General features: G+C 54.8%; 18 protein-coding genes. 12 read left to right on the top strand and 6 right to left on the bottom strand.

The features are described from left to right. The 9 genes from DD606_RS16705 to rcsA form a co-directional block, all read left to right on the top strand. A partial coding sequence (locus DD606_RS16705) for a flagellar hook-length control protein FliK (protein ID WP_176691447.1) occupies positions 1-535 on the top strand: 535 nt, incomplete at its 5' end. 106 nt (positions 536-641) lie between these two features. Then, positions 642-1,112 (top strand): flagellar basal body-associated protein FliL, encoded by a 471-nt coding sequence (fliL, locus tag DD606_RS16700; RefSeq protein ID WP_003859598.1) that lies wholly within the window; start codon positions 642-644, stop codon positions 1,110-1,112. Between the two features lie 4 nt (positions 1,113-1,116). Beyond that, the gene (gene fliM / locus DD606_RS16695) at positions 1,117-2,121 is read left to right on the top strand and encodes a flagellar motor switch protein FliM (RefSeq protein ID WP_003859594.1); all 1,005 of its coding nucleotides are present in this window, start codon (positions 1,117-1,119) and stop codon (positions 2,119-2,121) included. Further along, positions 2,118-2,531, top strand: coding sequence for a flagellar motor switch protein FliN (fliN, locus tag DD606_RS16690; RefSeq protein ID WP_003859592.1), 414 nt, complete (start codon positions 2,118-2,120; stop codon positions 2,529-2,531). The genes fliM and fliN overlap by 4 nt, the downstream gene beginning before the upstream one ends. Positions 2,532-2,533: 2 nt before the next feature. Beyond that, positions 2,534-2,908, top strand: coding sequence for a flagellar biosynthetic protein FliO (gene fliO / locus DD606_RS16685; RefSeq protein WP_003859591.1), 375 nt, complete (start codon positions 2,534-2,536; stop codon positions 2,906-2,908). Continuing rightward, complete coding sequence (fliP, locus tag DD606_RS16680; RefSeq protein WP_003859589.1) at positions 2,908-3,645, top strand: flagellar type III secretion system pore protein FliP; 738 nt, start codon at positions 2,908-2,910, stop codon at positions 3,643-3,645. The genes fliO and fliP overlap by 1 nt, the downstream gene beginning before the upstream one ends. A 10-nt stretch (positions 3,646-3,655) precedes the next feature. Continuing rightward, entirely contained in the window at positions 3,656-3,925 is a 270-nt protein-coding gene (gene fliQ / locus DD606_RS16675) for a flagellar biosynthesis protein FliQ (RefSeq protein ID WP_003859587.1), read from the top strand. Between the two features lie 6 nt (positions 3,926-3,931). Continuing rightward, a complete protein-coding gene (gene fliR / locus DD606_RS16670) occupies positions 3,932-4,717 on the top strand; it encodes a flagellar biosynthetic protein FliR (RefSeq protein WP_032609587.1) in 786 nt (261 codons plus the stop codon). 297 nt (positions 4,718-5,014) lie between these two features. Beyond that, entirely contained in the window at positions 5,015-5,638 is a 624-nt protein-coding gene (gene rcsA / locus DD606_RS16665) for a transcriptional regulator RcsA (protein ID WP_003859584.1), read from the top strand. A gap of 99 nt (positions 5,639-5,737) precedes the next feature. Here rcsA and dsrB read toward each other — a convergent pair whose 3' ends face one another. Next, positions 5,738-5,926: a protein DsrB gene (gene dsrB / locus DD606_RS16660; RefSeq protein ID WP_003859583.1), complete on the bottom strand. Its 189-nt coding sequence runs from the start codon at positions 5,924-5,926 to the stop codon at positions 5,738-5,740. 128 nt (positions 5,927-6,054) lie between these two features. Here dsrB and yodD point away from each other — a divergent pair, with 128 nt between their 5' ends. Together yodD and DD606_RS16650 are read left to right on the top strand one after the other, a co-directional pair. After that, positions 6,055-6,282 (top strand): YodD family peroxide/acid resistance protein, encoded by a 228-nt coding sequence (gene yodD, locus DD606_RS16655; protein WP_017383339.1) that lies wholly within the window; start codon positions 6,055-6,057, stop codon positions 6,280-6,282. A gap of 295 nt (positions 6,283-6,577) precedes the next feature. After that, positions 6,578-7,378, top strand: coding sequence for a mannosyl-3-phosphoglycerate phosphatase-related protein (locus tag DD606_RS16650; protein WP_003859579.1), 801 nt, complete (start codon positions 6,578-6,580; stop codon positions 7,376-7,378). On the opposite strand, the gene dgcQ is transcribed toward DD606_RS16650, so the two are convergent. From dgcQ to DD606_RS16635, 3 genes are all read right to left on the bottom strand, one after another. Beyond that, positions 7,363-9,063: a cellulose biosynthesis regulator diguanylate cyclase DgcQ gene (dgcQ, locus tag DD606_RS16645; protein ID WP_129258898.1), complete on the bottom strand. Its 1,701-nt coding sequence runs from the start codon at positions 9,061-9,063 to the stop codon at positions 7,363-7,365. The genes DD606_RS16650 and dgcQ overlap by 16 nt on opposite strands. Positions 9,064-9,147: 84 nt before the next feature. Further along, positions 9,148-9,330, bottom strand: coding sequence for a YodC family protein (locus DD606_RS16640; protein ID WP_003859574.1), 183 nt, complete (start codon positions 9,328-9,330; stop codon positions 9,148-9,150). Positions 9,331-9,407: 77 nt separating this feature from the next. Next, positions 9,408-10,319 (bottom strand): DUF808 domain-containing protein, encoded by a 912-nt coding sequence (locus DD606_RS16635; protein ID WP_003859571.1) that lies wholly within the window; start codon positions 10,317-10,319, stop codon positions 9,408-9,410. 178 nt (positions 10,320-10,497) lie between these two features. Here DD606_RS16635 and yedA point away from each other — a divergent pair, with 178 nt between their 5' ends. Continuing rightward, positions 10,498-11,412: a drug/metabolite exporter YedA gene (yedA, locus tag DD606_RS16630; protein WP_003859569.1), complete on the top strand. Its 915-nt coding sequence runs from the start codon at positions 10,498-10,500 to the stop codon at positions 11,410-11,412. Here the strand turns inward: yedA and DD606_RS16625 are convergent. Together DD606_RS16625 and DD606_RS16620 are read right to left on the bottom strand one after the other, a co-directional pair. Further along, on the bottom strand, positions 11,384-11,875 hold the full coding sequence (locus DD606_RS16625) for a very short patch repair endonuclease (protein WP_023324908.1): 492 nt from the start codon (positions 11,873-11,875) through the stop codon (positions 11,384-11,386). The two genes, yedA and DD606_RS16625, sit on opposite strands and share 29 nt — an antisense overlap. After that, on the bottom strand, positions 11,856-13,289 hold the full coding sequence (locus DD606_RS16620) for a DNA cytosine methyltransferase (protein ID WP_057979973.1): 1,434 nt from the start codon (positions 13,287-13,289) through the stop codon (positions 11,856-11,858). Before DD606_RS16620 ends, DD606_RS16625 begins: the two co-directional genes overlap by 20 nt. Positions 13,290-13,323 lie beyond the last annotated feature (34 nt).

Here is a 13,323-nt window from a genome sequence, read left to right as displayed (position 1 = left end):
GTCGCCTGCCGCCAGCCCAACCGCGACGCTTGCCCCGATCGTCAGTCACCTGGCGCCTTCACAGCCTGCCGCTACCGTTGCGACAGCGCCGGTGTTAAGCCAGCCGCTGGGCACGCACGAATGGCAGCAGAATCTGAGCCAGCACATCACCCTGTTCACCAGACAGGGACAGCAGACCGCAGAGCTGCGTCTGCACCCGGAAGATCTGGGTCAGGTGCAAATTTCGCTTAAGCTGGATGACAACCAGGCACAGTTGCAGATGGTTTCGCCCCACAGCCACGTTCGCGCGGCGCTGGAAGCGGCCCTGCCGATCCTGCGCACGCAGCTTGCGGAAAACGGCATTCAGCTTTCTCAAAGCAGCGTCAGCAGCGAGGGCTTTGCCGGGCAGCAGCAGTCCTCATCCGGGCAGCAACAGCACGCTTCGCGTTCCGGCCAGCATGGCGGGTTTAACGATGAGAGTGAAGAGTTATTGCCTGCCCCTGCCGCCCTGCAATCCGCCGCACGCGGCAGCCGTGCCGTAGACATCTTTGCCTAAACGCCAGAGGTAACGTGATTATCCCCGTCTTTTCCACGCTTTGACCTAAGCCGGACACGGGATAATCACCGTATTAAGCTGTACCGAAACAGGAAGCTCGTATCAGATGACAGACTCCGCTATCACCAAAAAAAGCAAGCGTTCCATCTGGATCCCGCTGCTGGTGTTGATTACCCTCGCGGCCTGCGCCACCGCAGGCTACAGTTACTGGCGTATGCAGCAGGAACCCTCCAGCGCGGCCGCCAAAGCTGAAGCGCCGCCTCCACCGGCGCCGGTCTTCTACCCGCTGGATACGTTCACCGTGAACCTGGGCGATGCGGATCGCGTGCTTTACGTGGGTATTACGCTGCGTCTGAAAGATGAAGCGACCCGTGCACGTCTAAACGACTACCTGCCAGAAGTGCGTAGCCGTCTGCTGCTGCTGTTTTCTCGTCAGGATGCCTCCGCGCTCGCCACCGATGTGGGCAAGCAAAAGCTGGTCGATGCCATCAAACAGACGCTGGCGACCCCGCTGGTAAACGGCCAACCTAAGCAGGAAGTCACTGACGTTCTGTATACAGCCTTCATTCTGCGGTAACGACATGGGCGACAGTATTCTTTCTCAGGCAGAAATCGATGCGCTGCTCAACGGCGACAGCGATAAGAGTGACGAACCGAAACCGGGTCTGACCGGCGACGATAATATTCGTCCCTACGATCCCAATACCCAGCGTCGCGTGGTGCGCGAGCGTTTACAGGCGCTGGAGATCATCAACGAACGTTTCGCACGTCAGTTCCGTATGGGGCTGTTTAACCTGCTGCGTCGTAGCCCGGATATCACCGTCGGTGCCATCCGCATTCAGCCGTATCATGAGTTTGCCCGCAACCTGCCGGTGCCAACCAACCTTAACCTGATCCATCTGAAACCGCTGCGCGGTACCGGCCTGGTGGTGTTCTCGCCAAGCCTGGTGTTCATCGCAGTGGACAACCTGTTCGGTGGCGATGGTCGTTTCCCGACCAAAGTGGAAGGCCGCGAGTTTACCCATACCGAACAGCGCGTGATTAACCGCATGCTGAAGCTGGCGCTGGAATCCTACAGCGACGCGTGGAAAGCGATTAACCCGCTGGAAGTGGAGTACGTGCGTTCTGAGATGCAGGTGAAATTTACCAACATCACCACCTCCCCGAATGACATCGTCGTGAATACCCCGTTCCACGTCGAGATCGGCAACCTGACGGGCGAGTTCAACATCTGCCTGCCGTTCAGCATGATTGAACCGCTGCGCGAACTGCTGGTGAACCCGCCGCTGGAGAACTCACGTCACGAAGATCAGAACTGGCGTGAGAACCTGGTGCGTCAGGTGCAGCACTCGCAGCTGGAGCTGGTAGCCAACTTTGCCGACATCTCCATGCGGTTATCGCAGATCCTGAAATTACAACCCGGCGACGTTTTGCCGATAGATAAACCCGACCGCATTATTGCCCATGTGGATGGCGTACCCGTGCTGACAAGCCAGTACGGCACGATTAACGGCCAGTATGCGTTACGCGTTGAGCACTTGATCAACCCGATTTTGAATTCGCTGAATGAGGAACAGCCCAAATGAGTGACATGAACAATCCGTCCGATGAAAACAGCGGAGCACTGGACGATCTGTGGGCTGACGCGTTAAACGAGCAGAAAACAACGCCGACGAAAAGCGCGGCAGACGCGGTCTTTCAGCAGTTAGGCGGCGGCGACGTCAGCGGCACGTTGCAGGACATCGACCTGATTATGGACATTCCGGTCAAGCTGACCGTTGAGCTGGGTCGCACCCGCATGACCATTAAAGAGCTGCTGCGCCTGACGCAGGGTTCCGTGGTGGCGCTTGACGGTTTAGCGGGTGAGCCGCTGGATATTCTAATCAACGGCTACCTGATTGCACAAGGCGAAGTGGTGGTGGTGGCCGATAAATACGGCGTACGTATCACCGACATCATTACCCCTTCCGAACGTATGCGTCGTCTGAGCCGTTAAGTATGAAAACCCAGGCAACACTGTCCGCGCCCTCCGCCGTACCCGGCTCACCGCTGCTCCAGGTGAGCGGCGCGCTGTTCGGTATTATTGCCTTTATCCTTATCGCCGCCTGGCTGGCAAAGCGTTTCGGTCTGGCGGGGAAAACGGCCGGTACCCGCGGGTTGAAGGTCAGCGCCAGCACCCCGCTAGGACCGCGCGAACGCGTGGTCATTGTGGAGGTGGAAGATGCGCGACTGGTGCTGGGCGTGACCGCCTCCAGCATTAACGTTCTTCACACGCTGCCCCCTGCGCCTGCCACGGTGGAGGCTAACGCCCAGGCCCCTGCGGATTTCCAGTCCGTTATGAAGAGTTTGCTCAAGCGTCCCGGGAGATCCTGATGCGCCGTTTGTTATTCCTTACGCTGGCAGGCCTGGGCCTGTTCGCGCCCTCTGTGTATGCGCAACTGCCGGGGCTGGTTTCCACGCCGCTGGCGAACGGGGGACAAAGCTGGTCCCTGTCCGTGCAGACGCTGGTGTTCATCACCTCGCTGACCTTTATCCCGGCGATCCTGCTGATGATGACCAGCTTCACCCGCATCATCATTGTGTTTGGTCTGCTGCGAAATGCGCTCGGCACACCGTCCGCACCGCCCAATCAGGTGCTGCTGGGTTTAGCCCTGTTCCTGACCTTTTTCATTATGTCGCCGGTTATCGACAAGATTTACACCGAGGCGTACCAGCCGTTCAGCGAAGATAAAATTTCCATGCAGGTTGCCCTGGAAAAGGGGGCTCAGCCATTACGTGAATTTATGCTTCGCCAGACGCGTGAAGCGGATTTGGCCCTATTTGCCCGTCTCGCTAACACGGGCGAGTTACAGGGACCGGAAGCGGTGCCGATGCGCATCCTGCTGCCAGCGTATGTCACCAGCGAGCTGAAAACCGCGTTCCAGATTGGCTTCACCATTTTCATTCCGTTCCTGATTATCGACCTGGTGATCGCCAGCGTCCTGATGGCGCTCGGGATGATGATGGTTCCGCCCGCGACCATTGCCCTGCCCTTTAAGATCATGCTGTTCGTGCTGGTCGACGGCTGGCAGCTGCTGGTCAGCTCGCTGGCGCAGAGTTTCTACAGTTGAGGAGCGCGCAATGACGCCTGAGTCGGTCATGATGATGGGCACGGAGGCGATGAAAGTCGCGATTGCTGTCGCCGCGCCCCTGCTGCTGGTTGCGCTAGTCACCGGTCTGATTATCAGTATTCTCCAGGCCGCCACGCAGATTAACGAAATGACCCTGTCGTTCATCCCGAAGATCATTGCCGTCTTCGTGGCGATTATCGTTGCCGGGCCATGGATGCTCAATTTGCTGCTGGACTATATGCGCAACCTGTTCACCAATCTGCCTTACATCATCGGCTGACGGACGATGCTGCATTTCACCAGCGATCAGTTTGTTCAGTGGCTCGGGATCTATTTCTGGCCGATGCTGCGCATCATGGCGCTGATCTCCACCGCCCCCATACTCAGTGAAAAGTCGGTGCCTAAACGCGTCAAAGTTGGGCTGGGCATGGTTATCACGATTATCGTTGCCCCTTCCCTGCCGGCGGTGGATATCCCGATCTTTTCCCCGAATGCGATCTGGATTGCCCTGCAACAGGTGATGATTGGCGTGGCGGTCGGGTTCACGATGCAGCTCGCCTTCGCCGCGGTACGAACGGCAGGTGAACTTATCGGTTTGCAAATGGGCCTGTCTTTCGCGACGTTCGTTGACCCGGGCAGCCACCTGAATATGCCCGTGCTGGCACGTATTATCGACCTGCTGGCGATGCTGTTGTTTCTCTCGTTCAACGGCCACCTGTGGCTCATCTCGATGCTGGTGGACACCTTCCACACGCTGCCGATTGGCGACAACCCGGTAAACAGCAACGCGTTTCTGGCGCTGGTGAGGGCTGCCGGGCTGATCTTCCTCAACGGGCTGATGCTGGCGCTGCCGATCATTACCCTGCTGCTCACCGTTAACCTCGCATTAGGTTTACTCAACCGAATGGCTCCGCAGCTGTCGGTATTCGTCATCGGCTTTCCGGTGACGTTGACGGTTGGCCTTTTATTAATGTCATTATTGATGCCACTTATCGCCCCCTTCTGCGAACATTTATTCAGTGAGATATTCAATCTGTTAGCGGATATTGTTAGCGAACTTCCACGCAAATAATAACCCGCAGTGTTTGCAATGTCTTTCTGAGGATATTCCTAAAAATAATCTCGAAAAACATCTACCAGGATATATCTGACGCGGTTTAAATGTTTCTAACCACCTCACAATACTTAATATTTACTTTACTTTAAGATGATTCCTGGCAAATTATACGTAACTTTACGGGATAGTGAGTTCGCCTGAAAGTCTTTGTCATGCTCACAGGTTTTATTAGATTTTTTCCATCCCGTATGGCTGTTTATGAGCTCTCAGGCAGGTGGTGAATTATCGTTACGCATTGAGTGAGGGTATGCCATGTCAACGATCATTATGGATTTATGCAGCTACACCCGGCTAGGGTTAACCGGGTACTTAGCAAGCAGAGGGGTTAGAAAGAGAGACATCAACGATGCACACACCGTTGAAGAACTCGCAGCCGCTTGTGACGCCCACAAGCCCGGCGTGGTGTTTATTAATGAGGACTGTTTCATTCACGACCCCGCTAACAGTCAGCACATTAAGCAGATCATTAATCAGCATCCTAAGACCCTGTTTATTGTTTTTATGGCGATCGCCAATATTCATTTCGATGAGTATTTGTTGGTGCGTAAAAACTTATTAATCAGCTCGAAATCGATTAAACCAGAGTCACTTGATGACATTCTGGGCGATTATTTGAATAAAGAAGTTAAGAATGTAGGGGCGATTAACTTACCCACCCTATCATTAAGCAGAACTGAATCAAGTATGCTAAGAATGTGGATGGCTGGACAAGGGACAATTCAGATCTCAGACCAGATGAATATCAAGGCAAAAACAGTATCGTCACACAAAGGAAATATTAAAAGGAAAATTAAAACGCATAATAAGCAAGTGATATACCATGTCGTACGCCTGACAGATAATGTGACGAATGGGATTTTCGTTAATATGCGCTAATTTGCACGGCCATGTTGTACCCTACCTTGATCTCTGGCCTGGCCAGAGATTTTGCTTTTAAGCAGCCGGAGCCGGGGAGAAGACGCCCCCGACGCCGCCCTATTCCGCCGTTTCCACAAAGATCCCATCCGGGTGCCCCAGTTCGTTGAAGAACCAGATGCCGAGCGGGTAATCTTCCAGCGACACCAGATACATTGTGCCTTCATTAAACTCTTCTATTGCCAGAACCACGCCCGGGCGGCGCGGCCCACCGTCCGTTTTGACGGTTACCCGATCGTTGACCTTCATACATTCCTCCTGTGGTTTTGAGCCAGTGTAGAACAAATTACATTGCCTGGCATCGCCGCCCGGCGCGAATGGCGTTTTTGTGTGCGGTCTATACTTAGCTGTTGAGACGGTTAAATGAGGAGCCCGCCATGAAGACTGACAAAGAGTACAGCGACACCATTAAGCGTGAGGTTGAAGTGGATGTCGATGCCCTGCTTGCCGCCATCAATGAAATTAGTGAGTCCGAAGTTCATCGCGCGGAGGATAATTCAGACCGTGTCGTGGTCAATGGTCGGGATTACCATACCTACCGTGAACTGGCTGAAGCATTCGAGCTGGATATCCATGACTTTAGCGTCTCGGAGACGAACCGCTAAGACGAAAAAAATCCCGGTCAAGGGGATGACCGGGATCAAACTTGCTTATGCAAGAAGCACTTGTAAATTCGTTACACCAGGAAATCTGATGCAGGTAAGACATTATCCCCAACAGAATTGTCTTACAAGCATATATTCTCTTTGCGAATATTATATTTTATACATGTGAATTTTGGTTATGAGTATAAACCTGCGCCGCGTGTGGGTTTGTCGGGATCGATTCCACTTAAACGGCGCTTCAATGCCTATTTTTTTTAAGATTTTTCTTAGGAAAAATCATCATCCGGGAGACATTATGCCTTCGCTTGAGGAGACTCTTCTTGTCTTTACCGACCTCGACGGCACGCTGTTGGATTTTCACACCCTTGACTGGCAGCCTGCGGCCCCGTGGCTGGAAAAGTTAATGGATGAACAGATACCGGTCATTCTGTGCAGCAGCAAAACCGCGTCCGAGATGGATGACATCCAGCAGGAACTGGGGCTTGGCGGGCTGCCCTACATTGCGGAAAACGGCGCGGTGATCCAGCCTGACGTACGGTGGGAAAACGCCGCACGGTTCATCTCAGAAAAGAAGCATGACGATATCCGGCAGTGTATTGCCCGGGTACGCCAGGAGATGCATCTGAAATTCACCACCTTCGATGATGTGGACGAGCACGTAGTCGCCGAATGGACCGGGCTGAGCCGTCCCCGTTCGGTGCTTGCGCGCAAGCACGAGGCTTCCGTGACGCTGATCTGGCGTGACAGTGATGAACAAATGAGATACTTTGCCGCCGAACTCGCCCGGCAGCGGCTGAAGATCGTCCAGGGTGCACGCTTCTGGCATATTCTGGACACCTGCTGCGGCAAAGACGTGGCGGTTCACTGGCTTGTGGACCAGTATCGCCTGCACGAGGGCTACGAACCGACGACGCTGGGCCTGGGCGACGGCCCCAATGATGCCCCGCTGCTGGACAGCGTAGGCTTCGCCGTGGTGGTGAAAGGCTTCAACCGGGAGGGTATCAGCCTTATAAACAACGATCCAGCCCGGGTTTATCACACTCAGCACACCGGGCCGACCGGCTGGTGCGAGGGACTTGATTACTTTTTGAGGTGATCTTGCCAGATGACCCGGTTACGCCCGCGCTGTTTCGCCTCATACAGACGCGCATCGGCGGTGGATTGCAGATTTTCGAAGTGATAATTGCCCTTCTCCTGCGCACCAGAGACGCCAAACGACGCACTCACGCGCAGGGTGGTACTTTTCTTAATCAGGATCTCTTTGCTGTCGATACGCTCGCGGATCTGCTCTGCGACTTCCGCCGCCTCTTCAAGCGTCATGCCGGGCAGCACCACACAGAACTCTTCCCCCCCGACACGTCCGGCAATATCTTTATCACGGAGGGTGCTGGCAATCAGCCCCGCGGCATGGGACAACACCTTATCACCCGCCTGATGCCCGAACCGATCATTGATACTCTTGAAACAGTCAAGATCGATCTGAATGACCGAGAAAGGCAGCGACTGCTGTTCACACTGCTTCGCCAGTATTTTCGCCTGATCAAACAGCGATCCACGATTATTCAGCCGGGTCAGAGGGTCATGCCAGGCCTGCCATTGCAGCGAGTTCTGCATCGAATACATATTACTGACCATGCGCCGGATCACCAGCCATGAGATGAGCAGCATCGCGGTGAACAGCGCCCAAAGCAATGCCAGCACAATGCTGATGCTACCGAAATCGCCGCGCACCCCTTCATCCAGGGTGTGCACGCGCAGGATGACGCCATCAAAATGGTCAAGACGCTCCCAGCTGACAAAACGACTCCCCAGACGAATGCCGCCTTCGGAATCCGATTCTATCGCGTGCGCTATTTGGGCTAATTCGCGCGCGTCAAAATGATTAACGTCCACAGCAGGTGACTCAGATGTCGCAAGCAGGGTAAGCCGGCTGTCATACAGCTGGTATTCCCCTTCCGGGTTATCGCCCACGGCTTCCACCAGCAGGCGACGCAGGGTGGCAAAGGTGAAATCCATCGCCACCACGCCATACCAGACGTGATGGTAATAAACCGGCACGCTGGCGGTAATCAGCGGCTTTTTGCCCACAAAGGAGGAAGGCGGCGAGATAAACCAGCGCACGGCACGCGCACGGTTTTCACGCTCGGACTGTTGGGTAAACCAGGGCTGAGTGACCAGATGATAATAGCGCTGCGCGATATCGCTGGAATTTCCCGGCGTATCCGTTTCCAGAAAGAATCCGGCGCGAGAGACATAAATCACGCGCTCTTCGTTGCGGGAAGGGCTGGATGCCAGACGCAGTAAATACCCCACTTCAAGCGCCGCGGACAATTCATTATCAAGGTACTCATCATCACGGTTCAGAAGAGTGGTCTTTTCAACGAAGGCATCCGAAACACCGTTGATCGATAATGTGCGCCGTTTATCAACCGCAATTTGCCAGGTGGGAGACGTGCGCAAATGCGCAAAACGCTTTACCGCATCATGCAGCGCGCCAAACGCCAGCGGCGTTTCCAGCGCATCATGCATGCTGTGGCGAAAAAACAGCATTTTATCGACGCTGAACTGAAGCTGTCTGTCCAGCGCACTGGCAACCGTTTCAAGATGGTTACGCTGGCTGGAGATATAAGCATCTTCCAGTACCACAACTTCGCGCCAGGTCAGGAGAGTGGAAAAAATCAGGACAACGATAAAACAGAGGTTAACAATCAAACTGGGATTGCTACGCTTATGCAGCCACTGCAAAAAAGATTGTTTTACAACAAAGGTATCGTGCTGCACACACACTCCCTGATTATCGCTCACCATCCGATATGATAAGTCTTCTGCCAGTAAAAACGCCCGGCAAGGCCGGGCGTTGTGTGATTAAGCCTTGTCGCGTTTTTGCCTTTTATTAGCAGGCTGAAGCTCGTCTTCACGAAAAGCCTCCCGCTTAATGCCGTATCCATCATGCCACCGACACTCCACCATTCCGCTGGAATACCCGGTGACGATCATGCCTGGACCACCATTTTTAGGCTTAACTTCATCACTGATCAAAAAGACCATACCTGCCTCCTGTATCAGGGTGAAACGTTTTCAATTTAGACGAGGAATAGTCTTTTTGCACCCGGGGTCAGCAATAATTAATGCGATTTCCCGCGTACTTTTTCAACCAGCTTAACAACGGCTACCACAATCAGACCGACGATAAAGCCCAGCACGAGGTTAAGCAGTGTGGGCAGGATCGCAGCGACTACCGCTCCCTGGCCTGACGCAAAATGTTCAATCATGTGATGCAGCGAAGCAACACCGTGCACGATAATTCCGCCGCCGACCAGGAACATTGCCAGGGTTCCCACCACCGATAAGGTTTTCATCAGCCACGGCGCTACCACCAGCAGGCTTTTCCCGATGCCGCGCGCAATTGCGCTGGATTTTTTTTCCAGCCAGAAGCCGATATCGTCCAGCTTGACGATCAGCCCGACCAGACCATAAACCCCTATCGTCACGAGGATCGCAATGCCGGACAGGATCAGCACCTGGTTCATCAGAGGGGCTTCTGAGACGATCCCCAGCGTAATCGCCACAATTTCGGCCGAGAGGATGAAGTCAGTACGGATCGCGCCTTTGACCTTATCGCGCTCGAACGTTTTTGGATCCTGCGCGGCCAGCGCTTCCAGACGCTGCTGGCGCATTTCCGGGGTGTCTTTCTCTTTGCGTGCAGCGAACATATGCAACACTTTTTCGGCACCCTCGAAGCACAGGAACGCCCCGCCAATCATCAGCAGGGGCGTAATGGCCCAGGGTATAAAGGCGCTAATCAGCAACGCCAGCGGAACGAGGATCACCTTGTTAATAAAGGATCCTTTCGCTACGCCCCACACCACCGGCAACTCACGGTTCGCCCGCACGCCGCTGACCTGCTGCGCGTTCAACGACAAATCATCTCCCAGTACCCCGGCGGTTTTTTTCGCCGCCAGTTTTCCCATAACCGAAATGTCATCCAGCAAGGTGGCGATATCATCCAGCAATGTTAATAAGCTACTTCCTGCCAAAATCTCTATCCTTCTTTTTTTGCTAATTAAGTGAATAGTATGGAACAAAACTCACCGCCCGGAAACAGGCACCTCACGTCAACAAAAATTTCACATTAACTACACAATTAAAGCACTCGCCAGCCCGATAGTTTTGGCGTTAACTATGAGCGAACTTTTTATTTCGTCGTGAGGGACTATGCGTTTTCGGCATTTATTACCGCTCATTGGAGCACTCTTTTCTCTTTATATCATCTGGGGATCCACCTATTTTGTCATTCGTATAGGCGTGGAAAGCTGGCCCCCGCTGATGATGGCCGGTATTCGTTTCCTTACGGCCGGCGTGCTGCTGATGGCATTTTTATTGCTGCGCGGCCACAGGCTACCGCCGCTGCGTCCCTTGCTTAACGCCGCCCTGATTGGCCTGCTGCTGCTGGCGGTGGGCAATGGCGCGGTAACCGTCGCCGAGCACCAGAACGTACCGTCGGGCATCGCCGCCGTGGTCGTCGCGACCGTGCCGCTGTTTACGCTCTGCTTTAGTCGTCTCTTCGGGATCCGCACCCGTAAGCTCGAATGGCTGGGCATCGCGATTGGGCTTGTGGGTATCATCCTGCTGAACAGCGGCGGTAACCTGAGCGGGAACCCCTGGGCTGCCGTTCTGATCATGATCGGCTCCATGAGCTGGGCCTTCGGCTCGGTCTACGGTTCCCGCATCGAGCTGCCTTCCGGGATGATGGCGGGTGCCATTGAGATGCTCGCGGCAGGCATTGTGCTGCTGATGGCCTCCGCGTTGACGGGTGAAAAACTGACGGCGATGCCAGACCTTTCAGGTTTCCTGGCCGTCGGGTATCTGGCGCTGTTTGGCTCCATTATCGCCATTAACGCCTATATGTACCTGATCCGCAACGTCTCACCGGCGGTTGCCACCAGCTACGCCTACGTTAACCCGGTGGTGGCCGTGCTGCTGGGTACCGGTTTTGCGGGCGAAGTGCTGTCGACGATTGAATGGCTGGCGCTGGGCGTGATTGTCTTTGCCGTGGTGCTGGTCACGCTGGGTAAATATTTGCTGCCCGCGAAACCGATTGTTACGACGTGTGAGGTGGAGAAACCGTGATCGGGTGAATGCCCTGGGTATCGATCTGCGCGGCCTGACCGCCGCCGCAGATCCACTCTTCCAGCCGCTCCGTCAGTTCCACGTCATTCAGCTTCATTCTTCCGCGCAGCGCGCACTCCCAGACAATCAGCACCCGCCAGCCCTGAGCGTAAAGCTGCGAAACATCGCGTTTATCACGCTCGACGTTCCTGCCAATTTTGTCCAGCCAGAAGTCGGTGCGTGTCGCCGGGACTTTAAACAGATAGCAGTCATGATGATGCCAGAAACAGCCGTGGGTAAAGATGATGCACTGGTACGCGTCGATGACGAAATCAGGACGCCCGGCAAGCGTGGCATCCTGAACCCTGAATTCAAACCCGACGGCGGTCAGGAGGCCCGCGATCCGTTTTTCGATCGCGGTATCACGCGTGCCGATGGCACGCATGTTTTTACTGCGCGTGGCCTTATTGTGAACGTCCGCCATTGACGGCCTCACTCTGACGAAGCTGAACGGCCTTGCTGATACGTGAGGCCAGCAGTTTAGCTACGGCGGCAAAGGCGGGCACTACCACCGAGTTGCCAAACTGACGATAGGCCTGGGTGTCCGACACGGGGATGCGAAAACTGTAGCCCTGCGGCGTCTCAAAGCCCATTAAGCGAGCGCACTCGCGCGGCGTTAAGCGCCGCGGTCGGTGCTGTTGGTTCTGTGGATCGTCGAAATCTTTTTCGCCCAGCGCCTTATCCCAGCCCCGATCGATAAGAATTTCCGCGCCATCTTTGTAATAGCGCGCCGACAGCGTACGCGTCACGCTGTCAGGATTAAGCGGATTGACCATGCCAAACCCAAAGCCATTGCCTTTGGCCTGATGCTTTTTGGCATAGCGATAGAGGTATTTCCACAGCACCGGGGTCAGAATGAATTTTGCATCGACGGCCGGCTCCAGCAGATCGGCTACCGTCGGGCGGCGCGCCGGATACAGCGAAGGCAAATCACGCAGCGTAAAATCGCCTTTCAGGTTGAGATCGCGGCGGAAGCCCACCAGCACAATACGTTCGCGGTGCTGTGGCAGGAAGTGTTTACCGTCGATAATTTTCGGATCGTCCGGCCCCATATCCTCTGCATCCGCCACGTCGTAACCCAGTTCATCCAGCGTTTGCATGATAATGCGGAAGGTTTTGCCGCCGTCATGACTCTTTAAATTCTTGACGTTCTCCAGCACAAAAATTGCCGGGCGGCGGGCATCAATAATCCGGGCAACGTCAAAAAACAGTGTGCCCTGCGTATCACAGGCAAAGCCGTGTGCGCGTCCCAGCGCGTTCTTTTTCGACACGCCAGCCAGCGAGAACGGCTGACACGGAAAGCCTGCCAGCAGCACATCGTGCGCCGGAATGGTATTGCGAATGTGTTCGGCGGCCTCTTCATCGCTGACGCCAGTTTTGTGGCTCAGCGTGACATCACGAATATCCGCGTTGAACTGGTGCGCGTCGGGGTCGCAATACCAGTTGGCTTTATAGGTACGGACGGCATGTTTATTCCATTCACTGGTGAACACACACTGCCCGCCAATAGCTTCAAAGCCATGGCGAATGCCGCCGATACCGGCAAAGAGATCGATAAATCGAAAGGCATAATTCGGATGCGCAGCAGGAGGACGCGGCAGCAGGTTGCGCAGATAACGGAACTCGCCGTCGCTCAGGCGGTGCCCTGCCCTGTCGCTTATCAGCAACCGCTTGAGTATCGCCGGGCTCCAGTGACTCTCGCCATGGGCCACCAGCTGGTTTGCCAGCGTTTTAGCATCATACATTTCCAGCAGCTGACGCAGGAGTGCCTGCACGGCTGCCGTTGATTTCTCAACCCGCTCAGGCGCGGGCACAGTCACTGATCGATTTTCCTGCATTCTCTTAACCGGACAATAAAGACAGAAAACAGAG

The sequence above is a fragment of the Enterobacter cloacae complex sp. GF14B genome (assembly GCF_004136805.1).
GTDB lineage: Bacteria > Pseudomonadota > Gammaproteobacteria > Enterobacterales > Enterobacteriaceae > Enterobacter > Enterobacter hormaechei_C.
The sequence above is the reverse complement of the archived record's forward strand: the minus strand, read 5'-3'. Positions and strand labels throughout refer to the sequence as shown.